This is a genomic window from Amycolatopsis sp. cmx-8-4, assembly GCF_046548675.1.
Lineage (GTDB): Bacteria > Actinomycetota > Actinomycetes > Mycobacteriales > Pseudonocardiaceae > Amycolatopsis.
Window position 1 is genome coordinate 47,273 of the sequence record NZ_JAEBDZ010000026.1, and the last position, 25,187, is coordinate 72,459.

At 72.1% G+C, this 25,187-nt stretch carries 22 protein-coding genes; 13 read left to right on the top strand and 9 right to left on the bottom strand.

Going from position 1 to position 25,187, the window contains the following annotated elements; all coding sequences use genetic code 11:
* The 3 genes from sucC to ACLJQZ_RS37985 form a co-directional block, all read right to left on the bottom strand.
* Positions 1-1,170 carry an ADP-forming succinate--CoA ligase subunit beta gene (gene sucC, locus ACLJQZ_RS37975; RefSeq protein ID WP_247060688.1) on the bottom strand — a complete coding sequence of 390 codons (1,170 nt, stop codon included), beginning with the start codon at positions 1,168-1,170 and terminating at the stop codon, positions 1-3.
* A gap of 118 nt (positions 1,171-1,288) precedes the next feature.
* Complete coding sequence (locus ACLJQZ_RS37980; protein ID WP_410625250.1) at positions 1,289-1,633, bottom strand: hypothetical protein; 345 nt, start codon at positions 1,631-1,633, stop codon at positions 1,289-1,291.
* Entirely contained in the window at positions 1,630-3,453 is a 1,824-nt protein-coding gene (locus tag ACLJQZ_RS37985; protein WP_410625252.1) for a hypothetical protein, read from the bottom strand. The genes ACLJQZ_RS37980 and ACLJQZ_RS37985 overlap by 4 nt, the downstream gene beginning before the upstream one ends.
* 1,116 nt (positions 3,454-4,569) lie before the next feature.
* Here ACLJQZ_RS37985 and ACLJQZ_RS37990 point away from each other — a divergent pair.
* Entirely contained in the window at positions 4,570-5,250 is a 681-nt protein-coding gene (locus tag ACLJQZ_RS37990) for a M23 family metallopeptidase (protein WP_410625254.1), read from the top strand.
* Positions 5,251-6,182: 932 nt separating this feature from the next.
* On the opposite strand, the gene pcrA is transcribed toward ACLJQZ_RS37990, so the two are convergent.
* The gene (gene pcrA, locus ACLJQZ_RS37995; RefSeq protein WP_326956023.1) at positions 6,183-8,600 is read right to left on the bottom strand and encodes a DNA helicase PcrA; all 2,418 of its coding nucleotides are present in this window, start codon (positions 8,598-8,600) and stop codon (positions 6,183-6,185) included.
* A gap of 108 nt (positions 8,601-8,708) precedes the next feature.
* Here pcrA and ACLJQZ_RS38000 point away from each other — a divergent pair, with 108 nt between their 5' ends.
* The 7 genes from ACLJQZ_RS38000 to ACLJQZ_RS38030 all read left to right on the top strand — a co-directional run bounded on the left by ACLJQZ_RS38000 (position 8,709) and on the right by ACLJQZ_RS38030 (position 15,712).
* Positions 8,709-9,134 carry a DUF1707 domain-containing protein gene (locus tag ACLJQZ_RS38000; RefSeq protein ID WP_328645940.1) on the top strand — a complete coding sequence of 142 codons (426 nt, stop codon included), beginning with the start codon at positions 8,709-8,711 and terminating at the stop codon, positions 9,132-9,134.
* A 163-nt stretch (positions 9,135-9,297) separates the two neighbouring features.
* Positions 9,298-9,594, top strand: a complete 297-nt coding sequence (locus ACLJQZ_RS38005) for a chorismate mutase (RefSeq protein ID WP_410625256.1) — start codon at positions 9,298-9,300, stop codon at positions 9,592-9,594.
* 64 nt (positions 9,595-9,658) lie between these two features.
* On the top strand, positions 9,659-9,973 hold the full coding sequence (locus ACLJQZ_RS38010; protein WP_247060675.1) for a hypothetical protein: 315 nt from the start codon (positions 9,659-9,661) through the stop codon (positions 9,971-9,973).
* A 335-nt stretch (positions 9,974-10,308) separates the two neighbouring features.
* Positions 10,309-11,580 (top strand): hypothetical protein, encoded by a 1,272-nt coding sequence (locus tag ACLJQZ_RS38015; protein WP_410625258.1) that lies wholly within the window; start codon positions 10,309-10,311, stop codon positions 11,578-11,580.
* Positions 11,581-11,840: 260 nt separating this feature from the next.
* Complete coding sequence (locus ACLJQZ_RS38020; protein ID WP_410625260.1) at positions 11,841-12,707, top strand: hypothetical protein; 867 nt, start codon at positions 11,841-11,843, stop codon at positions 12,705-12,707.
* 215 nt (positions 12,708-12,922) lie between these two features.
* Entirely contained in the window at positions 12,923-14,557 is a 1,635-nt protein-coding gene (locus ACLJQZ_RS38025; protein WP_410625262.1) for a serine/threonine-protein kinase, read from the top strand.
* 12 nt (positions 14,558-14,569) lie between these two features.
* A complete protein-coding gene (locus ACLJQZ_RS38030) occupies positions 14,570-15,712 on the top strand; it encodes a protein kinase domain-containing protein (RefSeq protein ID WP_410625264.1) in 1,143 nt (380 codons plus the stop codon).
* Here the strand turns inward: ACLJQZ_RS38030 and ACLJQZ_RS38035 are convergent.
* Positions 15,709-16,611, bottom strand: a complete 903-nt coding sequence (locus tag ACLJQZ_RS38035) for a LysR family transcriptional regulator (protein ID WP_326946079.1) — start codon at positions 16,609-16,611, stop codon at positions 15,709-15,711. The genes ACLJQZ_RS38030 and ACLJQZ_RS38035 overlap by 4 nt on opposite strands.
* A gap of 104 nt (positions 16,612-16,715) precedes the next feature.
* Between ACLJQZ_RS38035 and ACLJQZ_RS38040 the strand changes: the two genes are divergently transcribed.
* Positions 16,716-17,684: a DMT family transporter gene (locus tag ACLJQZ_RS38040; protein ID WP_410625266.1), complete on the top strand. Its 969-nt coding sequence runs from the start codon at positions 16,716-16,718 to the stop codon at positions 17,682-17,684.
* 130 nt (positions 17,685-17,814) lie between these two features.
* Here ACLJQZ_RS38040 and ACLJQZ_RS38045 read toward each other — a convergent pair whose 3' ends face one another.
* The 3 genes from ACLJQZ_RS38045 to ACLJQZ_RS38055 form a co-directional block, all read right to left on the bottom strand.
* Positions 17,815-18,483, bottom strand: a complete 669-nt coding sequence (locus tag ACLJQZ_RS38045) for a response regulator transcription factor (RefSeq protein WP_328445379.1) — start codon at positions 18,481-18,483, stop codon at positions 17,815-17,817.
* A 40-nt stretch (positions 18,484-18,523) separates the two neighbouring features.
* A complete protein-coding gene (locus ACLJQZ_RS38050; protein WP_410625269.1) occupies positions 18,524-19,849 on the bottom strand; it encodes a PspC domain-containing protein in 1,326 nt (441 codons plus the stop codon).
* A 65-nt stretch (positions 19,850-19,914) separates the two neighbouring features.
* Complete coding sequence (locus ACLJQZ_RS38055; RefSeq protein WP_326956027.1) at positions 19,915-20,538, bottom strand: restriction endonuclease; 624 nt, start codon at positions 20,536-20,538, stop codon at positions 19,915-19,917.
* 144 nt (positions 20,539-20,682) lie between these two features.
* Between ACLJQZ_RS38055 and ACLJQZ_RS38060 the strand changes: the two genes are divergently transcribed.
* Both ACLJQZ_RS38060 and ACLJQZ_RS38065 read left to right on the top strand, forming a co-directional pair.
* The gene (locus ACLJQZ_RS38060; protein ID WP_410625271.1) at positions 20,683-21,978 is read left to right on the top strand and encodes a PspC domain-containing protein; all 1,296 of its coding nucleotides are present in this window, start codon (positions 20,683-20,685) and stop codon (positions 21,976-21,978) included.
* Positions 21,971-22,210: a hypothetical protein gene (locus ACLJQZ_RS38065; RefSeq protein WP_410625273.1), complete on the top strand. Its 240-nt coding sequence runs from the start codon at positions 21,971-21,973 to the stop codon at positions 22,208-22,210. Before ACLJQZ_RS38060 ends, ACLJQZ_RS38065 begins: the two co-directional genes overlap by 8 nt.
* Positions 22,211-22,370: 160 nt before the next feature.
* On the opposite strand, the gene guaA is transcribed toward ACLJQZ_RS38065, so the two are convergent.
* On the bottom strand, positions 22,371-23,927 hold the full coding sequence (gene guaA, locus ACLJQZ_RS38070; protein ID WP_410625275.1) for a glutamine-hydrolyzing GMP synthase: 1,557 nt from the start codon (positions 23,925-23,927) through the stop codon (positions 22,371-22,373).
* 126 nt (positions 23,928-24,053) lie between these two features.
* Between guaA and ACLJQZ_RS38075 the strand changes: the two genes are divergently transcribed.
* Complete coding sequence (locus ACLJQZ_RS38075; RefSeq protein WP_410625277.1) at positions 24,054-24,599, top strand: DinB family protein; 546 nt, start codon at positions 24,054-24,056, stop codon at positions 24,597-24,599.
* Between the two features lie 95 nt (positions 24,600-24,694).
* Positions 24,695-25,165 (top strand): hypothetical protein, encoded by a 471-nt coding sequence (locus tag ACLJQZ_RS38080; protein WP_410625279.1) that lies wholly within the window; start codon positions 24,695-24,697, stop codon positions 25,163-25,165.
* Positions 25,166-25,187: the final 22 nt, after the last annotated feature.

Below are 25,187 nucleotides of genomic sequence, written 5' to 3' on the forward strand. Positions count from 1 at the left end.
TCACGCACCTGCCGCGGCGAGCTCGGCAGCCTTGTCGGCCGCGTTGTCCATTGTGTCCACCACGGTGACCAGCGGGTGGTTCGCGTCGGCCAGGATCTGGCGACCCTCGACGACGTTGTTGCCGTCCAGCCGGACGACGAGCGGCTTGGAAGCCTCGTCACCCAGGATCTTCAGCGCCTCGACGATGCCGTTCGCCACCGCGTCGCAGGCGGTGATGCCGCCGAAGACGTTGACGAAGACGCTCTTCACGTCGGTGTCGTTGAGGATGACGTCCAGCCCGGCCGCCATGACCTCGGCCGACGCGCCGCCGCCGATGTCGAGGAAGTTCGCCGGCTTCACGCCGCCGTGCTTCTCGCCCGCGTACGCCACGACGTCCAAAGTGGACATGACGAGGCCCGCGCCGTTGCCGATGATGCCGACCTGGCCGTCGAGCTTCACGTAGTTGAGGTTCTTGGCCTTGGCCTTCGCCTCGAGCGGGTTCTCCGCGTCCTTGTCGACCAGGGCCTCGTGGCCCGGCTGGCGGAAGTCCGCGTTCTCGTCGAGAGTGACCTTGCCGTCGAGGGCGATGATCTTGTCCTGCGGGTCGCGGACCAGCGGGTTGACCTCGACCAGCGTGGCGTCCTCGGAGACGAAGGTCTCCCAGAGCTTCACGACGACGTCGGCGGCCTCGTCGATGATGTCGGCCGGGAAGTTGCCGGCCTTCAGGATCTCGAGGGCCTTCGCCTTGTCGACGCCGGTGATCGAGTCGACCGGGATCTTGGCGAGCGCCTCGGGGCGCTCGACGGCGAGCTGCTCGATCTCCATGCCGCCCTCGGAGGACGCCATCGCCAGGAAGGTCCGGTTGGACCGGTCCAGCAGGAAGGAGAAGTAGTACTCGGACGAGATGTCCGAGGCTTCGGCCACCAGCACGCGACGCGTGATGTGGCCCTTGATGTCGAGGCCGAGGATGGCTTCCGCCTTCTCCTTCGCCTCGTCGGGCGTCTGGGCCAGCTTGACGCCGCCCGCCTTCCCGCGGCCGCCGACCTTCACCTGCGCCTTGACGACGACCTGGTTACCGATCTGCTCCGCGGCGGCCTTGGCTTCTTCGGGGGTGCTAGCCACCGAGCCCGGCAGAACCGGTACTCCGTGGGCGGCGAAGAGATCCCTCGCCTGGTACTCGTAGAGGTCCACTACTCCAGTCTCCTGACGACACGCCACTGCAGGTGGTCCGCGACCGGACCGCGCTGTCGGACCAGTCGAGGTTAGCGACCTGCGCGAACGCAGGGCACTCCGCACCTGGTGAAGTCGGTCACCGTACGCGGTCAGACGGTGTTCCCGAGGTGTGAGACCGCCCACCGCGCAACCATTCCGCCGCTTCTTCGGGGGTTTCGAAGACGCCGCTCGCCGGGTCCGCGGGCTCGTCGAGGTAGAAAACGCGAACGTCTTTCAGGGTCGCCCGCAGCTCACCGCCGAGCACGCCCACCGCGTCCGGGTCCTCCTGCTCGGCGATGCGGAGGACCTGCTCGGTGCTGTCCAGGGGGCCGGCGTGGACGACCTCCATGCCTTCGTCGCGCAGCACGCGGCCCAGCGCGACGGCGCGCGGATCAGGCCCGCCGAGCTCGACGACGAGCACCCGCGGCATCGCCCGGCTCACGCCGCCCGCCGGGCACCCGCGGCCGACATGGCCGCCGCGGCCAGCAGCGCGACGGCCGCGGCGAGCGCGACCCAGAACCCGGTCGCCGGGCTCGCGCCCCCGAGCGAGCCGCCGACGAGCGGCAGCTCCGCGGCGTGCAGCAGGGCGAGCAGCGCGCCTCCGGCCAGCAGGGCCGCCGCCGGTTTCGGCCGCGACCGCAGGGCCAGCACGGCCGCGCCGACGACCACCGCGGCCGCCGTCAGCAGACCCCACGAAGGCGTGTCGAAGTCCGACCAGAGCCCGGGCGCGACGTAGCCGGGCACGCTGAAGACGGGCAGCCCGAACGCCGCGACGGCCAGCACGGCCCCGGCCACGACGGGAGTGAGCACGCCACCGCTGGGCCGGCTGCCGTCCCCCGCGTCCTCGCGTTCGACGACGCCGGTCCCGACGGCGGCGAGCGCGGCCAGCACGGCGAGCACGAGCGCCGCGAACGTCCACGCGGCGCCGGCCCCGAGGTCGTAGGTGAAGGCGGGCGTGGCGCCGGAAGCGCCGTTCAGGTCGGCCCCGCCGAACCCGGCGAGGTTGCCGGCCTGGGTGGCGGTGAGCGCGGTGTTCAGCACGGCCGTCCCGGCCAGGACGATCCCCGCCCAGGCGAGCCCGAGCAGCGCCCGCGCGCCCGGCGCCGTTTTCGGCGTCAGGACGCCGAAGCTCAGCACGGCCACCACGATCGCGGCGGTGAGCAGGAACCACCGGGCCGGGCTTTCGGCGGCCGCGCTGACGGGCGTCGCGGCGGCCGGGTTCAGCGCGGTGACGGCGACCTGCGGCGCGAGGGTGCCGATCACGGCGGCCAGCGCCGTGGCCAGGCCGAGGACGCCGGTCGTCAGCCGCCACCAGAACAGGCCGGGCAGTTTCGCCCCACCGGCCAGGTTCTCGGCGTCTTCTTCCGAGGTTTCCGTCAGCCGCGTGCCCGCGAGCCCGGCGACGGCCACCATCGCGACGAGCACGAGGACCGGCCCCCAGGTGACGTGCAGGTCGTCCCGGACGAGGCCGGCCACCACGGGCGGCGCCGCGACACCGAACGCGGCCGCGGCGAGCCCGCCCAGGGCCCCACGGGCCACGTGTTCGGCCGGCGCGGCCAGCGCCAGCACGGCCGCGAACGGCAGGGCGACGGCGAGCAGGAGGTACCCGCCGAGCGCGGGCAACGGCCCTTCGAAAGCGGAGCGGGCGAGCAGGAAACCGTTGTCCGACACCACAGGCGCGGTCAGCAGCCCGACGGAAGCCGTGACGGCGAGCAGCGGGACGAGCAGCCGCCACCGCCGCCGTTCGGGTTCGTCGTCCCGGGCCCGGACGGCCCGCCAGGCGAGCACCCCGGCGACCCCGGTCAGGACGTCCCCGGCGACGAGCAGCCAGAAGCCGCCCCCGACGGCCGAGCCGCCCACGAACCGGTCGGGCAGGTAGAGCTCGGGCCGGATAGTGAGCGGCCCGTTGACGGCGAACTGCAGGTCGAGCACCAGCCGCCCGGGAGCGAGCGCGGCCAGCCCGATCACGACGCCGCCGGCCAGCACGGGTTTGCCGCGCAGAACAACGGCGGCCACGACGGGCCCGACCGCGAGAACGGCCAGCCAGGGCCAGCTCGTGAACCCGGGCCCGGCGGCCGGCGAGACGTGGACGAACGCCGCGGCGGTCAGCGCGACCGCGCCCAGGGCGACCAGCACGAGGGCGGCGGTGAGCTGCGGAGTGGGGCGGGGGTCGTCTTCCCAGGGGGTGACCGGGGGGTCTTCCGGGGCTTCGGCCGACTTGCCGGGGCGTCGGGTGGAGGGGGCGCGTGAAGGTGTGGCCACAGTGGAACCTGACTCGGCTGAGGGCTTTCGCCGGTATTCGGCGGCGGAGGAAGTCCGCGCGGGCACAGGGGAATCGCCGGAATCCGGCGCCGCGTCCCCGGTCGGCCCGGTCGGCTCGGCGGATTCGCGCGCGGCGGATTCGCGCGCGGCGGCAAAGCCCGGTGCGGGCGTCTCCGCAGGATCCGGCGCCGATGCGGCTGCGGGGTCACGAAGCTGCCGACGCTGCGCGGCCGCACCGCGGGCGGCGGTCTGCTGCGCGCGGTCGGCCTCCGGGGCGGATTCGCTCACGGCCGTGAAGCCGAGTGCGGGCGTCTCCGCGGCGTCCGGCGCCGAGTCGTGGGCGGCCGGTCGAGTGGCGGCGAAACCCACCGTCGGTGGCTCCGGCGCGGGGTCGGCCGCTGGGGGCGTCGGGCCTGGGGCGTCCTTCGCTACCTCGTCCGGCGCCGGCGGGTCTGGGCGCGGCCGGGAAAGCGTCCGCTTGGCGGTGGGACGGGGGGCCGCGGGGGCCGGGTCCTGCGGGGTGCCCGGGGAGGCGGGGGCGCTCCCGGCTGGGGGCTCTGAGCGTGGGGGCATTGCCCGCGAACCTAGCAAGTCCGGGCGGATCCGGACGGGTCGCCGGCGCTCCGGTCGTCGAGCGGCGCTCAACGCCGGTCCGCAAATCCTTATTCCGCCGGGCTCCGGCCCAGAGCACCCTCGGAGGTCTCCAACCAACCGGGGATCCTGTAAGCCAAGTCACACCGAACGCAGTAAACCCCCTTTAACTTTGCGTAATTCCCACAGGTGGACGCAAGATCGACGCCACCCGATCAGCCGACGCCGGGGGCAGATCTTGCCTACAGTGGTGCCCCTTCGTTACTGTCGCCCGGTCCCCATTACAGTCAGGTCACAAAGTAGGACACCGAGCAAACCACCCCCGAGGTTGGCTCACCGGGTTCCCCCGCCCGCAGTCCTAGGCCCGGCTCCCCGACGATGGAAGGCCCTGTCTTGGCTTCACACCGCTCCCCCGGCGGCCAAGCTCCTTCCCCGGCATTGAAGGACGCACTGGAAGGTGCGGTCGTTCGTGTCCGGGGTGCGCACCGCATCGCTCCGCCCTCTTCGGCCCTTCGCGGCCGTGTCGTGGTTGCCGCTGTCGCGGCCGGTGCGTTCGCTGCAGCTGCTGCGGGCTCGACCCTCAAGACAGTCACCGACTCGGACACCGCGATCACGCCGCTGGCCAACAGCCAGGACGCCAGCGCCTCGTTCACGGCCGGAGGTGCGGGCTCCGGGGGTGCTCCCGAGCTCCTGCCGACCGGCCACGTCGTCGACGCTTCCGCCGAAGCCGCGAAGCTCGCCGACAGCGCCTCGATCACGCAGGCCCGCGAGCAGCGCGAAGCCGACGCCGCGAAGAAGGCCGCCGAAGAGGCTTCCCGGCCCAAGACCTGCCTGCCCGCGCACGGCACCTTCACCTCGGGCTTCGGTGCCCGGTGGGGCACGAGCCACCTCGGCATCGACCTCGCCAACGCGATCGGCACCCCGATCTACGCCGCCTCCGACGGCACCGTGATCGAGGCCGGCCCGGCCAGCGGCTTCGGCCTCTGGGTGCGCGTCCAGCTCGACGACGGCACGATCCAGGTCTACGGCCACATGAACAGCTTCTCCGTCAAGGAGGGCCAGAAGGTCAAGTGCGGCCAGCAGATCGCCGAGATCGGCAACCGCGGCCAGAGCACCGGCCCGCACCTGCACTTCGAGGTCTGGCAGGACGGCACGAAGAAGATCGACCCCCGGCCGTGGCTGGCCGCGCGCGGCGTCGTCGTCTGAGTCGCCTGATCCGTAGTTCGCTCCGCTCCTGACGGCCGCGCGAGAGCTGCACAGCAGCCGCGCGGCCGGGGTGCCGAAACCGCCCGCGGCTCGCCGAGCCGCCGACGACGACGGCCACGGGGTCGCGGAACCCGCCGCCGACGCTGGCCGGAGACGCCCGCTAGCCACGGGAATCGCCGCAGGCTCAAGGCGCCGCTCGACGCGACGTGCCGGACACGGGTCCTGGACGCGGCCGCCGACCGCGGTACTCGGTGCCCCTTCGGCCGGCGGTTCGAGCCCCGCACGACGCCGGAACACCGGCAGCGCCACAGAGCGCCTCAAGACTTCGCGGGTGGTTCGGACCACCGATCGCACCCCGGCGCCCGCCCAGCGGCTCCTCAGCGCCGCGAACCACCTACCGGTGGCCACCCGGCAGACGGCGGATGAAGTACCCCACCGCGACCTGCCACACCGTGCACAGCTCCGCCGGTCTTCGCACCGGCAGCCAGCCCCACGCCACCGAGGCCGGCTCGGTCTTCGCGGAGCGGACACGCGCGGCTCTCCGGGCCCTGGTCGTCCAGCGGCGTCCCCGGCCGCAGGTGACACAGTGCCCGTCCGCGCCGAGCTCGTGCTGCCTGAGCAGCGCTCGCCAGGCGGCGGCCAGCCGGCACGCCTCCGCTCCCGCACGCGAGGCGCTTCCCGAAGCCCCCGATGGCTCCCGACCCCGATCCGGAACCGTCGTCTCCAGGACTCCTCGCAGATATTTTCGTACCCCTTCGGCCAGGAGCCCAAACAGCACCGCGTCCACACCACGTTCCCCCTTCGTCGAACTCGTGTTCGATCACGGGGTCAGTTCTACCGGTGGGGTACGACGATTCCGGCGGCGATCGCGGAGATCGCCGCCGGAATCACTCGGACGGGTGGTGCGGCCCTGAACAGGGCCGACGACCGGGCTAGAGCTTCACCATCGGGACGCTGCCGATCAGCATCAGCCGGACCTTGCCGGCCGCGCCGAAGTCGATCGTCGCCGTCGCGCGCGGGCCGACGCCGTCGCACGAAACCACCGTGCCCAGGCCGTACTTGTCGTGGCTGACGCGGTCGCCGACGTCCAGCTTCAGCGCCACCGTGTCCTTCCAGCCCTTGCCGAAGGAACTCACGCCCGGGGACGAAGCGGACGGCGACGAAGACCGGTTGCCCCACGTGGTCGCCGCCCGCGGCGTGCCGCGCGAACCGCTGCCGAACGACCCGAAACCGCGGTTGGACGGCTCCAGGCGCCGCCAGTCGACGAGGTCCGGCGGCAGCTCGTCCAGGAACCGCGAAGCCGGGTTCATCGACGGCTGGCCCCACGCCGACCGCGTGATCGCGCGCGAGACGTAGAGCCGCTTGCGGGCCCGCGTGATCGCGACGTACGCGAGCCGCCGTTCCTCGGCCAGCTCGGCCGGGTCGCCCAGCGCCCGCATGTGCGGGAAGACGCCGTCCTCCCATCCGGTGCAGAACACGACCGGGTACTCCAGGCCCTTCGCGGTGTGCACGGTCATCAGCGTGACCACGCCCGCGCCGCCGTCGCCTTCTTCGCCGCCGTCGGGCGACGGCACCGAGTCGGCGTCCGCGACCAGCGAGACGCGCTCGAGGAACGCGGGCAGCGAACCCGGCGCCGGGACGCCTTCGTCCACGATCAGCTCGGCGTTCTCGTCCGCGACGATCTCGGCGGTCAGCTCGGTGAACTCCCGCGCGACCGTGACGAGCTCGGTCAGGTTCTCCACGCGCGAAGCGTCCTGCGGGTCTTCCGACTCCTCGAGCTCGACGCGGTAGCCGGTCTTGTCCATCACGGCTTCGAGGACGTCGTGCACCTCGGCGCCGTCCGCGATCATCGTGCCCAGCTCGTCGAGGATCGCGACGAACCCGCCGATCGCCTTGACCGAGCGCGGGTTCAGCAGCGGCACCTTGTCCTCGACGGCGTCGCGCAGCGCCTGCGCGAACGAGATCCGCTCGCGCTCGGCGTGCGTCGCCACGACGGCTTCGGCGCGGTCGCCGATGCCGCGCTTGGGCACGTTCAGCACGCGCCGCAGGCTGACCGTGTCCTCCGGGTTCGCCAGCACGCGCAGGTACGCGATCATGTCGCGGACCTCGCGGCGCTCGTAGAACCGCACGCCGCCGACGACCTTGTACGGCAGGCCGAGCCGGATGAAGATCTCTTCGAAGACCCGGGACTGGTTGTTGGTGCGGTAGAAGACGGCGACGTCGGAGTAGTCGGCTTCGCCCTTCTCCGCCAGCGCGTCGATCTCGTTCGCGACGAACGCGGCTTCGTCGTGGTCGTTGTCCGAGACGTAGCCGACGATCTTCTCGCCGTCGCCCGAGTCGGTCCACAGCCGCTTCGCGCGGCGGTTCGGGTTCCGCTCGATGACGGCGTTGGCCGCGGACAGGATCGTCTGCGTGGAGCGGTAGTTCTGCTCCAGCAGGATGGTGTGCGCGTTCGGGAAGTCCCGTTCGAACTCTTCGATGTTCCGGATCGTCGCGCCGCGGAAGGCGTAGATCGACTGGTCCGCGTCACCGACGACGACCAGCTCGGCCGGCTCGACGCCCGACTCGTTCGGCGTGGTCCCGGCCAGCTCGCGCACGAGGGTGTACTGCGCGTGGTTCGTGTCCTGGTACTCGTCGACCAGCACGTGGCGGAAGCGCCGCCGGTAGTACTCGGCGACGGCCGGGAACGCCTGCAGCAGCGAGACCGTGCGCATGATGAGGTCGTCGAAGTCGAAGGCGTTGGCCTGGTTCAGCCGCCGCTGGTACTCGACGTAGACCTCGGCGACCCGGCGTTCGAGGTCGTTGGCCGCGTTGGCCGCCGCCTCGTCCGGGTCGACGAGCTCGTTCTTCAGGTTCGAGATGTGGATGGCGAGCGTGCGGGCGGCGTAGCGCTTCGGGTCGATGTCGAGGTCCCGCGCCACGAGCGTGATGAGCCGCTTGGTGTCGTCCGAGTCGTAGATCGAGAAGCTCGACGACATGTCCAGCGTCTTGGCTTCCCGGCGCAGGATCCGCACGCACATCGAGTGGAACGTGGAGACCCACATCGCGTTGGCGCGGCGCCCGACGAGCGCGGCGACGCGCTCGCGCATCTCGGCGGCGGCCTTGTTGGTGAAGGTGATCGCCATGATTTCGCCGGGGTGCACGTGCCGTTGCCCGAGGAGGTAGGCGATCCGGCGGGTCAGCACCCGGGTCTTGCCCGAGCCCGCACCCGCGACGACCAGCAGCGGGCCCCCGGCGTGGGTGACGGCTTCGCGCTGAGCGGGGTTCAGGTCGTCGAGCAGATCGGCCTGCCCGCCGGAGGCGGGCTTGCGCGCGGGGGTCTCGGCGGGGAGATCGAAGAGGGTGTCCATCGCCTGTCCACGCTACCCCGGGCGGGTGGGCTACCGCGCCAGGCGTAGCGGGAGATGTCGCCTGGCGTCCGACGCGCCGGCGGCCCGCCGCGCGGAGCATCGGCGGGTATGGAAGACATCCGCCCCGCCCGCATCCGGGCCGCCGACGCCGATCGCGAGCGCGTCGCCACCACCGTCCAGTCCGCCGGTGCCGAAGGCCGGCTCACCCTCGACGAGGTCGAAGAGCGCCTCACCCACGTCTATTCCGCGCGGTTCACCGACGAGCTGACCGCGCTCACCGCCGACCTGCCGCGGCCCGTGCCGCAGTGGCCGGGCTTCCCGCTCTCCCCGGCCGCGCTGCGCCGTCATCCGGCGCTGCGGCTGCACCTCGCCGTGGTGGTCGCCATCGCGGTGGTGGCGATCGTGCGGTGGGCCGTGCTGGGCGCCGGGTTCTTCTGGCCCGCGTTCCCGATGTTCTGGCTCGCGGCGAGCCTCTTCATTCATGCCGGGGTCCGCTCGGCCCGGGAGCGCGTCCGGACGCCTGTGCCATACTGAACCCATGCGGCACCACGCAAAGCGATTTTTCTACGGGACCCGGACCCCGGCTCCCGTGATCGCGTAGTGCCCGAACCCGCCATCACGCCAGCCCCGGAGTCCACGGACCCGGGGCTGTCGCCGTCCCTGGGGCCGGATCCGGGCTTCAAGGAAGAGGTTCCCGATGAACGCACAAGCGACGAACGCCGACGGCCAGCCCGCCGAGGACACTCCCGCCGGTGACGACATCGCGTCGCTGCGGCAGGAGATCGACTGGCTCGACAAGGAGATCCTGCGGCTGGTGAAGCGCCGGGTCGAGGTGTCCAAGACGATCGGGGCCGCGCGGATGGCCGCCGGCGGCACGCGGATCGTCTACAACCGCGAGATGGACGTCCTCGCGCGCTACCGCGAACTGGGCCCCGAGGGCCGTCAGCTGGCCATGGCGCTGCTGAACCTGGGCCGCGGGCGGCTCGGCCGGTAACGGTTGACCGAATTCGGGGTCTTCCCCGAGGCACCGGTGGCCCCGGTACGGGCAGACTGGGGCCATGGACTGGATCGTGAACCTCATCGCCGTCATCGTCGCTCTCGCGAGCGTGCTGGCCGCACTGGGCCATGTGGGTTATCTGGCCCTGCTCAACAACGCGGCGGGTAAGCGTGCCGGCGGTGCTCCGGTCGCGCAGTACGTCCGCGGCCGGTGGGCGGTTGCCGGCGGTACCACCGCGGCGTCATTGTTCGCCTGGCTGCTCACGGCCGGGGGACCGACGCTCGACATCTTCGCGATCATCGTCGCTGCGGGTAGCGGCGTGGTGGCCACGAAGGCGCTGCAGTCGACCCGGGATCGCTACCGCACCGGCGGCTGAATCCCGTTGAGCTGCGGCGATCGCGCTGCGTGAAATTTCGCGGCGCCTGTTTCCCCCTTTCGGTCGCGCCCGACCGAGTGAAACCTCTGCAACTTGCAGGTTTGGGGGCGACTTTCTACGCCGGATGCTCCTAGGGTTGACGCCGTGAGGACCCTTGCGCCTGGGTCGGGCGACGCCCGGAAGGCGCGCGGGGGCACTGGCCCCGCGCGCCCATTCTCGCATGCGCGTGCATCTGCGCAGGATTCCGAACAGGATTCCGCGCGTGAGGGTGCTCCGTTCGGGTTGACCCGGCCCCGGTCGGCGTCACACCCGAACCGGCAGGTGGTCGAGTCCGCATGAGCAACGGCACGGAGTTCCACGGCCGCGGCACCGCCCCCGCGCATCCCGGACGGCACCGGCAGGGCGTCACGGACGGCTGGACGCCGTCGGCGCCGCCCTACCGCCCCGTGCGCCACTGCGCGGACGACACGGCGCCGATCGACGTGCCGGTGTCCGGCTCACTCCCGCTCCCCCAGCCCAGCCGGCCGCTGCTGCCCCAGCCGCGCGACCGGCGGCCCACGCCCTTCCCCGCCGCGCAGGGAAACCTGCCGCTGACCGAAAACCCCGCGATCCTCGAGATGCCCGAGGCCCCCGACTTCGGCGACCCGGGCCCGGGAACGGGCCCCGTCTCGATGCCCGACACCGAGTCCCGCGCGGAACAGGCCGCCCGGCGCACCCGGGTGTCGCTCGCCAGCCCGAAGCCGCGCCGCCCGGAGCCCGACGACGACGAGGTCCGGATCTACGCCGCCCCGCCGATCGACGCCATCGACGGGCTCGGCGGCTTCACCATCGGCTCGGTGCCCGCGTCGGTGACCCCGCCGAAGACGTGGCGGAAGGCGGCCTGGTTCGCCACGGGCGCATCCGGTGCCGTGGTCGTCGGCCTGCTGTTCGCCGGGTCCTTCCTGATGGGCAAACCGCCGATGGACCAGGCCGTGCAAGGCGCGTGGCCGGGTTACCAGGGCGCGCCGACGGTCGACGACCCGGTGAACGGCGGCGGCGACCGGCCGCAGCAGCCGACCTCCCGCCCGGGCGGGTCCGCGGCCGGCCCCGACAGCACCTCGCAGCAGCAGGACGACGCGACCAGGACGAGCAGCGGCGGGGGCGCCGGGCCGGTCGACGGCACGGTCCCGCCGCCCCCCGGCCACTCTTCGGGCTCATCGGGCTCGGCGACCACCGGCGACACGGCCACGACGAGCAGCCTCCCGCAGAAGCCGCCGGTCACCGCGGCCGAGCGCGAAACCCCGGTGAAAGCGCCGTGGTGGTACTCCTTTCCGCCCGACGTCCAGACGCTGGGCGACAACTCGGAGAAGTTCTTCAACACGGTCACGACCGACCCCGGCACGGCGTCGACGGTGACCACCGGGGAGCTGCACGACCAGGGCCCGCACGCGCTCGCCGAGCGGTACGCCGGCATCGCGTACTTCGAGGTCAAGAAGGTCAGCATCGACCAGCAGCGCGGCGTCACGGTGAACACCGTCGAGATCACGCACGATGACGGGACCAAGACGATCGAGGAGCGCACGCTGACGTTCGGGGACGGCGACAAGATCACCAGCGACGGTCAGTAGTCGATCTTGCACGTGCGGTTCGCCCGTTCCGATGCACGTGCGGTGCGCTCAGCGGTTATGCCTGGTCCGGGTGGGTGACATAAGCTGCCGCTCGTCGTATCGCGACGGCATTCCGGCGACAGAGCCTGGCGATTGCCGTCCGCACAGGGTTACCTGACGACAGCGGCTCCGGATCCGGTCACAAGTCGGCCATCCGGAGCAACGGACATCCGGCCGAACGGCCGAGTGTTCGTCCCCGGAACCCCAGAGCGAGGACTTTCGTGCTTGATCGGCAGCGCACTCGGCGTGAGGCACCCAACGCCGTCCGCGTCGAGGACGTGATCCCGGCCGAGATTCTCGACGGCGTCGGTGACGCCGATCGCGACTATCTCGAGCAGGTCTTCCGCGATCCGCAGAAGTTCCTGCCGCCACGCCCGGAACCGGTCCGCGACCCCGAGCAGGCCGATGACCAGGGTGAGCCGGAGAGCCGCTTCGCCCGCCGGGCCAAGCTGGCCGGGCTCCTCGCGGCCGGCGCGCTCGTCGCCGGGGCCGTCATCGCCGCACCCATGCTGACCAGCGCGCACCGCGCCGTCTCCGCGGGCGACGCGGCCACGCCGGCCGACTTCACCGGAGCCGCGGAGCTCGGCGGCCTCGCCGTCCCGCAGCGCCAGGCCGGTGGCGGGGCACCGGAGCAGTCCGGCCCGACCACGCCGCAGGGCACGCACTCCGGCGGCGCGCCGTCGGCCCAGGAGTCGACGTCCGGTGGCAGCCCGCAGCCGCAGGCGGCCCCGAAGTCCGACACCACGGTGCCGGACGCGGCGGCCGATCCGCGCAGCGCGACCCGGAAGATCCAGGCCGTCAAGAACTTCTACGCCGAGATCGCGAAGAACTCGGACGGCGCGCTGGCCCTGCTGAGCCCGACGCTGGCCGACGGCGCGGCCGGTGAGCTCGTCCGCACCTGGAGCGCGATGGACGCCATCGACGTCCAGGAAGCCGACACGCAGATCAAGCCGGACGGCTCGATCGTCGCGGTCGCCACGCTCCACCGGCCGGACGGCGCGCTGGTGCGCGTGACCCAGCTGTTCCGGGTCGCCGACACGGGCGGGTTGATCACCGAAGCCGAGCTCGTGTCCGCCCAATACATGTAGCCCAGCGCGATCACTCCTTCACCCGTGGTTCAAGTGCCTGTACCGGATTCGTGTGCGCAGAGTGAGCGCCTAGCCTTGTCTCGCGTCGGTCTCGGAAAAGCCGGCACACAGCCCACGACATGTGCATACGCTCCAGCGAAGCGGCGTGCGCCTGGCCGCGTCACCGGGAACCCATCCTCACGCCCTGGTGAAGTCGGAGCCCAAAGGGAGGTCGCGTGAGCGACGAGGGTCGCCTGGTCGCCGGTCGGTACCGCATCGACGGCCGGATCGGCACGGGCGCGATGGGGGCCGTCTGGCAGGCGCACGACGAAGTCCTGGGCCGCACCGTGGCCATCAAGCAGCTCCTGTTCCATTCCCACCTGGACGAGCACGACGCCGAAGACGCCCGGCAGCGCACCATGCGCGAGGGCCGGATCGCGGCCCGGCTGCACCACCCGAATGCCATCTCCGTGTTCGACGTCGTCACCGACGACAACGGCCAGCCGTGCCTGATCATGGAGTACCTCAACTCCACCAGCCTGGCCGCCGTGCTGCAGGAACGCCGCACGCTGCCGCCGACCGAGGTGGCGCGCATCGGCGCCCAGGTCGCCGCGGCGCTGCGCGAGGCGCACGCGGTCGGCATCGTGCACCGCGACATCAAGCCGGGCAACATCCTGCTCGGCGGCAACGGCGTCGTGAAGATCACCGACTTCGGCATCTCCCGCGCCAAGGACGACGTCACGGTCACCAAGACCGGGATGATCGCCGGCACGCCCGCGTACCTGGCCCCCGAGGTCGCCATCGGAGGTGATCCCGGTCCGGAGTCCGACGTGTTCTCCCTCGGGTCCACGCTCTACGCCGCGTGTGAGGGCCAGCCGCCGTTCGGCCTGTCCGAGAACACGCTGAGCCTGCTGCACGCCGTCGCCGCCGGGCAGATCAACCCGCCGCGCCAGTCCGGGCCGCTGGCGAGCGTCCTGGCCGTGCTGCTGCACCCGGACATCGAGCACCGGCCGACCGCCGAGGAGTGCGAGGAGCTGCTCGCCGCCGTCGCGCGGGGCGAACTGCCGCTCGGCGGCCCGGCCGAAGAGACCGTGCTGGCCCCCGCGGCCCGTGTGCTCGGCGCGGCCGCCCTCGCCGACCCCGGCGCGACCCAGATGTTCGACGAGATCCCCGCGGGCCACTCCGGCACGCTGCTGGGTGGCGGCGCGGCGCCGACGCAGGCCGTGCCGTTCTACGACGATGACGACTACGCCGAGGGCACCGGCTACCCCGAGGACGACTACGACGGGTACGACCAGTACCCGGAGGACCGCCGGTACGCCTCGACCGGCGGCGTGCCGCCCGGGCTCGCCGCGACCCGCGCGGTGCCCGTGCCGCCGCACAGCCAGCAGGACCCGTACGCGGACGACCAGTACGACGACTTCGACGACGAGCCGGCCCCGCCGCCGCCTCCCCCGCGGCAGCGGCCGCAGGCGAGCCCGCCGCCGGACGACGACGACAAGCCCGGCGCCTGGAAGCGCCCGGCGATCATCGGCGGCATCGTGGTCATCGGCCTGGTCGCGCTGGGTGTCTGGCTGCTGAGCCCGAACAACCCGGAGGCACCCGCGGCACCGGTGTCGAGCAACCGGCCGACGCCGGCCGCGACGTCGCAGTCGCCGCCATCGACGACCGAAGAACCGACGGATACGGTGACACTGCCGTCGACGACCGAGGAAGCGACCTCGTCGTCACGGCGGACGACGCAGCGGCAGACCGAGCCGCAGCAGACGACTCCGAAGACCACGCCGAAGACGACGACCTCGGAGCCGAGCACTACTCCGACGACGCCGGAGACGTCCATTACGCCGACTACCACTCCTCCGGCTGGCTGATCGAGGTTCGACTTGAGTTCCGAAGGCACCATCGTCGGCGGCCGGTTCCGGCTGGACCAGCCGATCGGCCGCGGCCGCGCCGGGATCGTGTGGCTGGCGTTCGACACGCGGCTGTTCCGCACCGTCGCGATGAAGCGGATGTACCTCCCGGTCGGCGCCGGCGACCGCGCCGAGCAGGCGCGCGCGGCCGCGATGCAGGAGGGCAAGGACGCGGCCCGGATCGAGCACGCGTCCGCGATCAAGGTGTTCGACGTGCTGCCCGAGGGCCAGGACGTCTGGCTGGTGATGGAGTACATCCCGTCGCGCAGCATGGCGACGTTCCTCGCCGAGCACGGCCGGCTCACCCCGGACCAGGCGGCGGCGCTGGGGATCCAGCTCGGCAACGCGCTCGCCGCGATCCACGCGGCCGGGTTCGTGCACCGCACGCTCGAACCGGGCACCGTGCTGCTCGCCGACGACGGCGGCGTGAAGCTCACCGACATCGGCATCAGCGGCGGCGGGCCGAGCCCGGCGTACGTGGCCCCCGAGGTGGCGCGCGGCCTGCCGCCATCGCCGCCCGCGGACGTCTTCTCCCTCGGCTCGACGCTCTACACCTCGGTGGAAGGCGTGCCGCCGTTCGGCGACGACGGGCAGTCTTCGGAACGCCCGGCGCAGAACGCCGGCGTGCTCACCGCGGCGCTGCGCAAGATGCTGCGCGCGGACCCGGCGACCCGGCCGACGATGGCGGACACCGTCCGGGCGCTGAGCGCGATCACCGAAGGCCGGGAGACGGCGTTCATCCCGCCGACCGCGCCCGGGATCCCGCCGCCACCACCCCCGCCGCCCCCGCCCTTCAACCCGGCGCACACGCCCGCGGCACCGCCGCTGCCGCCGTCGGGACCGCAGTACCAGCAGCAGATCCCGCTCAACACTCCCGCGCCCGGCTACTCCCCGGCGGAGGAGACGCAGCGGATGCAGCCGGTGCCGCCGTCCCAGCAGGCGACGCAGTACGTGCCCGCACCGGTTCCCCAGTCGCTGGCTCCGCAGGCGGCGCAGCAGGCGGCGGCCACGGACGAGTGGAACCTCCCGGTGACGAAGAAGACGCTGATCACCGTGGCCGCGATCCTCGCGGCCGTGCTGGTGGGCATCCTCGTCTCGGAACTGTTCTTCGTTTAAGCCACTTTCGCGGTCGCCGCGCGCATCGCTTCGAGCAGCGTGCGGACGGCCGGGTGCCCCCAGGCGCGTGACGCGACGGCGGCGTGGATCGCCCGGATCGGCTCCGGGTGGCGGATCTTGCGCACGACCACGCCGGGGTGCTGCGAGCCGAGCCCGAGCTCCGGGATCAGCCCGACGCCGATGCCGGCGGCCACGAACCCCTGAGCCGTCTGGTAGTCCTCGGACTCGACGACAACGTTCGGCGCGAAGCCGGCCTGCGCGCACGCGCCGAGCAGGATGTCGCGGCAGACGCCGGGCATGCCGTCGACCCCGACCCACGGCTCCTCGGCGAACTCCGTCAGGTCGATGACGCGCTTGCGGGCCAGCGGGTGGGTCTTCGGCAGCACGGCCCGGTACGGGTCGTCCAGCAGGTGCACCAGCTCGACGCCCTTGCCGGGCGGGGTCTTGCGCGGGAAGACGGTGATCGCGACGTCGGCCTCGCCCGACTCGACGTCGGCCAGCGGGTCCAGGGGTTCGACGAGCTTGAGGTCGAGGCGCACGCCGGGGTGCTCGCGGCGGACCGCGGCGATGGCGGGCGGGACCAGCGACGCGCCGGCCGTCGCGAAGTAGCGGATGGTGATGCGGCCGATGCGGCCCTCCTTGAGCTCGGTGAGCGCGGCCTCGGCCCGCGCGAGCTCGGTGCTGAGCGTCTCGGCGTGCTCGGACAGCAGCGAGCCCGCCGGCGTCGGCCGGACGCCGCGCCCGACGCGTTCGAGCAGCTCGGTGCCCGCCTCGCGTTCGAGCGCGGACAGCTGCTGGCTGATCGCGGACGGCGTGTAGCCCAGGTTGCGGGCCGCGGCGGTGATCGACCCGCTGGTGATCACGGCGCGGAGGACCTGCATGCGGCGGACGTCGAGCATGGCCCGATCGTACAGCTCGGCTTAAGTGTTCCTGCAGTTATTTTCGCTTGTCCTTACGTCTCGTGGGCGCGAAGCTGGCGATGATCGTTGAAGGAGGACTTGGGGTGGGCGAGACGAAGACCCTGCTCAGGATCGCCGCGCTGGCGCTGATGTGGGGCTCGAGTTTCTTCTGGATCAAGCTGGGGCTGGGGATGTTCTCGCCGGTGCAGCTGGTCCTGGCGCGGCTCGTGCTGGGTGCGGCCATGCTCCTGCTGCTGTGCAAGCTGCAGCGGGCCCGGCTGCCGCGCGACCGGCGGACGTGGGGACACCTGACCGTCGCGGCGTTCTTCCACAACGCGCTGCCGTTCCTGCTCTTCGCGATCGGCGAGACGACGGTCGACTCCGGGATCACCGGCGTGCTGAACTCGACGACGCCGCTGTGGGTGCTGCTCGCGGCGCCGATGATGGGGACGTCGTCGCGGATGACCGGGACGCGCCTGGCCGGGCTGCTCGTGGGCCTCGGCGGGATCCTGCTGATCTTCGCGCCGTGGCAGGCGTCGGGCCTGCTGAGCTGGGGCGCGCTGGCCTGCCTCGCGGCGGCGGCGAGCTACGGCTTCGCGTTCGTCTACGAGGGCAAGTACCTGTCGGGGACTCCGCTGTCGCCGTACGCGCTCTCGGCCGGGCAGATGCTGATCGCGAGCGGGTTCCTGCTGCTGGCGCTGCCGGCGGGCGGGTTCACGCCGGTGCACTTCTCGGTGGGGCCGCTGCTCGCGATGCTGGTGCTCGGCATCGGCTCGACGGGCATCGCGTTCGCGTTGAACTACCAGCTGCTGGCGAGCGAAGGCGCCGTGGCGGCCTCGGTGGTCGGGTACCTGCTGCCGGTGGTCTCGGTGCTGCTGGGCGCGGTGTTCCTGGGCGAGCAGCTGAACCTGCGGGTGATCGCGGGGATGGCCGTCGTCCTCGGCGGGGTCGCGTTGACCCGGCTCCAGAAGCCGGAGCGAGGGGTCCTGGAGGAGCCCGGTGACCAAGCGGATGGGCTTGGTGACGACACCACCGGCCGCGCGTCCAGGCCTCTCGCTCCTCTGGCGGACTGAGGCTCTCTCGGAGTGCCGTCACGAACGGCCCGTTCGCGCAGCCCAAAACGCATCTTTCCTAGGGAAAGTGACGCCTCGGGGGCCGGATCGTGCATCTTTCCTGGTGAAAGTGGCGGCTGAGGGGTTGCGGTCAGACCAGGCGGCGGTCGGAGGCCCAGCGGGACAGCTCGTAGCGGTTCGACAGCTGGGTCTTCCGCAGGACGCTCGACACGTGCGTCTCGACCGTCTTCACCGAGATGAACAGCTCCGACGCGATCTCCTTGTACGCGTACCCGCGGGCCAGCAGCCGCAGGACGTCGCGCTCGCGGGGCGTCAGCAGGTCCAGCTCGGGGTCGTTGATCGGGGCCGAACCCGGGCGGTCGGCGAAGGCGTCCAGCACGAACCCGGCCAGCCGCGGCGAGAACACCGCGTCGCCGTCCGAGACGCGGACCACCGCGCGGACCAGCTCCTTCGACGAGATCGTCTTCGTGACGTAGCCGCGGGCGCCGGCGCGGATGACCGCGATGACGTCCTCCGCGGCGTCCGACACCGAGAGCGCCAGGAACACGGTGTCCGGCAGCTCCGGGCGGACGCGGCGCAGGACCTCGGCGCCGCCGCCGTCGGGCATGTGGACGTCCAGCAGCACCACCTGGGGCTTCGTCCGGGCGATCCCGGCCACCGCCTCGGCGACCGAACCGGCCTCGCCGACCACGCGGACCTCGTCCGTGATCGAGTCGAGCTCGGTGCGGACGCCCGCGCGGAACAACGCGTGGTCGTCGACGAGGAAGACCTTGACCGGTTCCCGCTGGCTATCCGTCACGACTCTCCCTCACTGGCCCTGGCCCCCGAGCATAGCCGCCTCACGCCGCACCCTTGCCCGCTTTCACCGGCATGGCGAGCTGCACTTCGGTGCCCTCGCCCGGCGCGGTCCGCAGCTTGCACGTGCCGCCGTGGCGGGTCATCCGGCCGCGGATCGAGTCGGCGAGGCCGTGGCGGTCGCCCGGGACGACGTCCGGGTCGAAGCCCTTGCCGCGGTCGCGGACGAACACCGTGACCGACGTCGGCTCGACCTCGGCGTAGACGCTGACCTCTTCGACCCCGGCGTGCTTGGCGGCGTTGACGATCGCCTCGCGCGCGGCCTGGACCAGGGCGATCAGCGCCTCGTCCAGCTCGGCGTCGCCGACCACGACCTGGCCGACGGAGATCGCGAAGGTGTCCTCGACCTCGCCGCACGCCGTCGCGAGCGCTTCGGACAGCTGTCCCGAAGTCTGGGTCTCTTCACCTTCGGCGGTCTTCTCGACGGGCTTGCCGTAGCCGTTCGGGCCGTAGAGCCAGCCGCGCAGCTCACGTTCCTGGCTGCGGGCGAGGCGCGCGACCTCGCGCGGCTGCTCGCTCTGCTTCTGGATCAGCGCCAGCGTCTGCAGCACGGAGTCGTGCAGGTGGGCGGCGATCTCGGCGCGTTCGTCGGTGCGGATGCGGGCCTTGCGCTCGTCGGACAGGTCGCGGACCAGCCGCAGCCAGAACGGCACGGTCAGCACGGCGACGCCGATCAGCGTCGCGATCACCGCGATGAGCGCGAACTGGACCTGGTCGAGGCTGCCGCTGCGGAGCACGACGACGCCGATGCCGGTGATCACCAGCGCGACGCCGGCGACGATCCGGATGGCCGCCGACCAGCCGCCACCCCCGAGGAAGGCGCCGGCGACGCTGTCCTTCGCGCCGGTGCGCCAGCGGCGGCGCTGCGACTCGTCGGCCTCGCGCCAGACGACGGCCGCACCGATCATGGCGACGGCGAGCGGCACGGCGACCCAGCCGCTGATGAACCCGGTGAGCGTCCCGCTGGCGACGGCGAGGCCGACACCCAGCGCGATCAGCCCGAAGGCCTGCTGACGCTCTTTCGACGTCGGCGTCGTCGCGGTTTCTTCGGACTGCTGCTGGACGAACACCCAGAGCAGGCCGTACGCGAGCAGGCCGGCGCCGTTGAGGGCGGCCAGCAGCGCGAACCCGGTCCGCACCCAGACAACGGGCACGCCGAGGTGGTCGGCGAGACCACCGGCGACGCCGGCGATCGCCCGCCCGGACCGGCGCCGGAACATCTTCGGCGAGGGCGGGACGGTGACGGCCTGCGTCACCGTCTCGGGGACGACGACCTGGTCGTGGGACTCCTGCACGCCGTCCATGGTCACACGCGCGGACGTGGGGGTGCATCGGGGAAACCCCCTGATCCGGTGCCGAAGCGGCTTCCGGTGGGTCAGTGCCAGGGCGCCGGGCCGGTGCGGCTCGCCCACGCGGCGAGACCGTGCGCGTCGAAGAGCCGGATGCCGTGGTGCGCGGCGTACTGCCGGGCCGGCTCGGTGAACGTCGAGGTGGTGACCACGACGGCGACGCCGGCTCCGTGCACGGTGTAGCAAGTACCGCCGAAGCGCTGCAGATCCGGGCTGGTGACCTTCTTCGTGGCACCGAACCGCTTGGCCTGCAGCACGATCTTGCGCCCGTCGGGTGCGAAGGCGACCACGTCCGCCCCCAGGTCGCCGGCGCGGCCGGTGACCTGGGCGTGCGCACAACCGTCGCGGGTACACAGGAAGGCCAGCGCTCGCTCGAACTCGCCTGATCCCATCGCGTGGTACCGGGCGATCTCCTGCGAGCGGGCGACGTCGAGCTCCCAGGCCTGCCGCGCCGTGCGGGCGCGCGACTGCTGCCACAGCACCAGCAGGTAGATCGTCACGCCTAGCACGGCGCTGCCGGTGACGATCGACGCGACGGGGTGCGCCGCGACCACACTCAGCACCGCTGCCGCCGCCACCGCGACCACGAAGACGCCCAGCGCGGCCACGGCGCAACCGGCCCCCGTGACCGGGTTCTGTTTTCGGGCCACTGCTCCTCCACGGTCCGCCGACGTTCGTGACAAGGTCGCGGCCGGGCGTGGCGCGTTACGGACCAAGCCCCCGGGACCCTCTCCGGGGAGAATCAGGGTCCTTCCCGGATGTCTCCGGGACCGCTGTCGCGCATGCTTTGGCCTATGAGTGGTGCGAGTGAGACAAGGGCACCGAAGCCGAGTCCGTTGAACGGCTTCGAGGAGACCGTCAAGGACTTCTGGGGCAGCCGGCCGCGGCGGCCGCACGGTGGGCGCAAGGTGGCCGGGGTGGCCGCGGCGATCGGGAACCGGTACGGGATCGATCCCGTCGTGGTGCGGGTCGCCCTGGTGGTCGCGACGATCTTCGGCGGCTTCGGGGTGACCTTCTACCTGCTGGGGTGGCTGTTCCTGCCCGGCGAGAGCGACGACGTCTCGGGCTTCGAAGGGCTGATCGGGCGGGGGCGCTCGTCGGTGTCACCGGCGTTCGCCGTGGTGCTGTCGATCCTGACCGTCGTGAGCGTCGGCGGGAGCTTCAGCGGCTCGTGGTTCGACGGCGGCGGCCTCATCAGCTTCGCGCTGCTCGGCATCGCGCTCTACCTGCTGCACCGCAGCCGGGGTCACGAGAACCGGCCGGCCCCGGTCACGCCGCGGTCGCCGGCCGCGGCCTTCACCGGGAACGGAGCCTTCACCATGACCGACACCGCGACCGCCGAAGCGCAGTCGCCGTCCCAGCGGGGCTGGGACCCCCTCGCCGCCGACCCGGCCGGCTGGGACCTGCCCGACGCACCGTCCTACCGGGAACCGCCGCCGCCCGTGCCGCCCAAGGCGTTCAAGGCACCCGCGCCCCGCCACCGCTCGAAGGTGGGCTCGGCGACGTTCGGCCTGGCCGTCGTGACCGCCGGTGGCGGCGTGCTCGCGAACCTCAACGGCGTGCCCTGGTTCTCCGCGCAGCACATCATCGGGCTGGTGCTCGGGGTGGTCGGGATCGGCCTGGTCACCGGCGCGTTCGTCCGCGGCGGGCGGGGCCTGATCGGGCTCGCGGTGCCGCTGGCGATCGTCGGGATGATCCTGACGACGGCGCCGTTCCAGAACTTCGACTTCCGCGGCGGCGCCGGCGACCTCAACGTGACGCCGGTCGTGGCGACCGACGTCAAGCCGCTCTACCAGCACGCGGCGGGCGACATCGACCTCGACCTGACCAAGCTGCCCGTCGGTTCGCCGATCACCACGAACGTGGTCAACGGCGCCGGCAACTCGACGATCACCGTGCCGGACACGGCGGACGTCACCTTCGACTGCCGTACCGGCGCCGGTACGACGGAGTGCTTCAACCGGTCGACGGACGGCATCAGCCAGGACTCGCTGACCGGGACGGACTACGGCACCGACGGCGTCGGCGGCCAGAAGATCACCCTGCACGTGTCGAACACGGTGGGCGACGTGGAGGTGCGCCGTGGCTGACCAGAACCCTTACGCCTACGACAATCCGGCCGAGGCAACGCCCGCGCGGCGCGGCGTGGACTTCTTCACCCTGATCGTCGGGGTCGCGACGCTGCTGATCTCGGCGTACGTCCTCTCGGACGGCGCGAGCTGGCTGCCGCACTTCGACTTCCGCTGGGTGATCGCGGGCGGCGCGGTGTTCGTGGGGCTGATGCTCCTGGGCGCGTCGTTCGGCGGGAAACGCCGCCGCTGAAGCAAAAACACACCACTCAATGAGGATTATTCAGCCGTCGCCCGCCGCATGACATCCGTGCCAACCAGCGTTCTCGAGTGGGACGCGGCGGGCTAACCAGAATAACCCTCACTCTCGAGGCCCCGGATCCCACGCCGGGGCCTCGAGTCCGTCTAAGGCCTTACTCCCACTCGATCGTGCCCGGCGGCTTGGACGTGACGTCCAGTACCACCCGGTTGACCTCCGCGACCTCGTTGGTGATGCGGGTCGAAATCCGCTCCAGGACCTCGTACGGCAGACGCGTCCAGTCCGCGGTCATCGCGTCCTCGGACGACACCGGACGCAGGACGATCGGGTGGCCGTACGTGCGGCCGTCACCCTGGACGCCGACGCTGCGGACGTCCGCCAGCAGCACCACCGGGCACTGCCAGATGCTGCGGTCCAGCCCGGCCGCCGTCAGCTCCTCGCGGGCGATCATGTCGGCCGCGCGCAGAGTCTCGAGGCGCTCGGCGTCGACCGCGCCGATGATGCGGATGCCCAGGCCGGGCCCGGGGAACGGCTGGCGCTGGACGATCGTCTCCGGCAGGCCCAGCTCGGTGCCGACCTTGCGGACCTCGTCCTTGAACAGCAGCCGCAGCGGCTCGACCAGCTCGAACTGCAGGTCGTCGGGCAGGCCACCGACGTTGTGGTGGCTCTTGATGTTGGCCGTGCCCTCGCCGCCACCGGACTCGACGACGTCCGGGTAGAGCGTGCCCTGGACCAGGAAGCGGTAGTCGCCCTCGGCCTTGAGGTCGCGCTCGGCCTGCTCGAAGACGCGGATGAACTCGCGGCCGATGATCTTGCGCTTCTGCTCCGGATCGGTGACGCCGGCGAGCGCGTCGAGGAAGCGGTCGCGGGCGTCGACGGTGACCAGGTTGACGCCGGTGGCGGCGACGAAGTCCTGCTCGACCTGGGTGCGCTCCCCCGCCCGCAGCAGGCCGTGGTCGACGAACACGCAGGTCAGCCGGTCGCCGATGGCGCGCTGCACCAGCGCGGCGGCGACGGCGGAGTCGACGCCGCCGGACAGACCGCAGATCGCGCGGCCGTCGCCGACCTGCTCGGTGATCCGCTGGACCTGCTCCTCGACGATCGACGACGTCGTCCACTGCGGCTTGATGCCCGCGATGTCGTGCAGGAAGCGGCGCAGCACCTCCTGGCCGTGCGGCGAGTGCGCGACCTCGGGGTGGTACTGGACGCCGGCGAAGCGGCGCTCGACGTCTTCGAAGCCGGCGACCACGGCGCCGTCGGAGGAGGCCGTGACGACCGAGCCCTCCGGGGCCTTGGTGACGCTGTCGTTGTGGCTCATCCAGGCGGGCTGGCGCGCGGGCAGGCCGGCGTGCAGGACACCGCCGTCGCCGGTGACGCGGACCTCGGTGCGGCCGAACTCGCGGACACCGGTCGGCTCGACGACGCCGCCGAGCGCGCTGGCGAGCAGCTGGTGGCCGTAGCAGATGCCGAAGATCGGGACACCCGCTTCGGTGAGCTTCGGGTCCATGCTCGGGGCGCCTTCGGCGTACACGCTCGAGGGGCCGCCGGAAAGGATGATCGCCGAGGGGTTCTTCGCGAGGAGCTCCTCGACGGACGCGTTGTGCGGCACGACCTCCGAGTAGATCTGCGCCTCCCGGACGCGCCGGGCGATCAGCTGCGCGTACTGCGCCCCGAAGTCCACGACGAGAACCGGACCGGTGGGACTGGGCACCTGGGAACCTCCTGGCGAGAAGTGGGATTCGCCTCCATCGTCCCAGGTGGGCCGGGTCACCCGGGCCCCGGCCCCACCGTCGAACGAGGACAGCCGCTGTCCGCGAAAGGCTCTACGGTCTGCGGCATGACTGTCGATTGGACCACCCAGCTCGCCGACCAGCTCGACTTCCACTGGCAGAACTTCTTCCGCCCGAAGCTCGACGGCCTCACGGACGACGAGTACCTGTGGGAGCCGGTGCCGGGCTGCTGGACGGTGCGGCCGCGCAAGTCGGACGACGAACCCGGCTCGGGCGAGTTCACCATTGACTTCGCCCACCCCGCGCCCGAACCGCCCCCGGTCACGACGATCGCCTGGCGGCTCAGCCACATCCTGGTCGGCGTGCTGGGCATGCGGACGGCGTCCCACTTCGGCGGGCCCGCGATGGACTACGACTCCTACGACTACCCGGGAACGGCCGCCGCGGCGCTGGCCCAGCTGGACGAGCTGTACGGCCGCTGGATCGCGGGCGTGCGCGCGCTGGACGACGGCGGCCTCGCCCGGCCGTGCGGCCCGGCGGAGGGCCCGTACGCCGCGGAACCACTGGCCACGCTGGTCCTGCACATCAACCGCGAGACCCTCCACCACGGCGCCGAGGTCCTGCTGCTGCGCGACCTCCATCGCCACCGGTGACCGAAGATCCTTGTAACGCCGAGTCACCGCCGGTGCGACTCAACGGGTGTGGAAGGCGGCTCCGACCGGGGACCGCCGCCGAGGGGGACCCGCGCATGCTCTACCGACTCCGCCCGTCCGGCCGGCTGACCTGGTGTGACGTGCCCGGGTACGCGGTCTGCCGCGCCGACGACCAGCCGCCGCCCGACTGGGAGCGGCTGTCGTGGGTGCCCGCCGAAACGCGGGCGTTCAGCAACGACCTCCTGCGGATCGCCGTCCGGCACGGCGTGCGCTCGGGCAGCGGGATCGTCCTCGACGCGCGGCACACCGAGGACCTGGGCCGGGCCGACGAGCTGCGCTGCGACCGGATCGCCGCCGCCCACGCCCGGGCGGAGCTGCGCAGCGGCGCGGGCGGGCAGCCGGTGGGGGTGCTCGGCTCGGACACCCGGTGGGAAGCCCAGGACTGGGAGCGCACCGAGGAAGCCGCGCGCAAGGCCGAGGCGGATCTCGCCGAGATCCTCGCCGTGCCCGTGCAGCCGCACCTGGTCACGCACTGGCGGCAGCTCGGCGGTCACTACCCGGACTAGGTCGTGAGTGGTTAGGGCGGTT

What these genes read in the sequence shown, in the direction of transcription:
- ACLJQZ_RS38060 (WP_410625271.1), top strand. Translation starts at nt 20,683, where the DNA reads ATGAGTGGTGCGAGTGAGACAAGGGCACCGAAGCCGAGTCCGTTGAAC.
- ACLJQZ_RS38005 (WP_410625256.1), top strand. Translation starts at nt 9,298, where the DNA reads ATGAACGCACAAGCGACGAACGCCGACGGCCAGCCCGCCGAGGACACT.
- ACLJQZ_RS38075 (WP_410625277.1), top strand. Translation starts at nt 24,054, where the DNA reads ATGACTGTCGATTGGACCACCCAGCTCGCCGACCAGCTCGACTTCCAC.
- ACLJQZ_RS38000 (WP_328645940.1), top strand. Translation starts at nt 8,709, where the DNA reads ATGGAAGACATCCGCCCCGCCCGCATCCGGGCCGCCGACGCCGATCGC.
- ACLJQZ_RS38010 (WP_247060675.1), top strand. Translation starts at nt 9,659, where the DNA reads ATGGACTGGATCGTGAACCTCATCGCCGTCATCGTCGCTCTCGCGAGC.
- pcrA (WP_326956023.1), bottom strand. Translation starts at nt 8,600, where the DNA reads ATGGACACCCTCTTCGATCTCCCCGCCGAGACCCCCGCGCGCAAGCCC.
- ACLJQZ_RS38080 (WP_410625279.1), top strand. Translation starts at nt 24,695, where the DNA reads ATGCTCTACCGACTCCGCCCGTCCGGCCGGCTGACCTGGTGTGACGTG.
- ACLJQZ_RS38015 (WP_410625258.1), top strand. Translation starts at nt 10,309, where the DNA reads ATGAGCAACGGCACGGAGTTCCACGGCCGCGGCACCGCCCCCGCGCAT.
- ACLJQZ_RS38035 (WP_326946079.1), bottom strand. Translation starts at nt 16,611, where the DNA reads ATGCTCGACGTCCGCCGCATGCAGGTCCTCCGCGCCGTGATCACCAGC.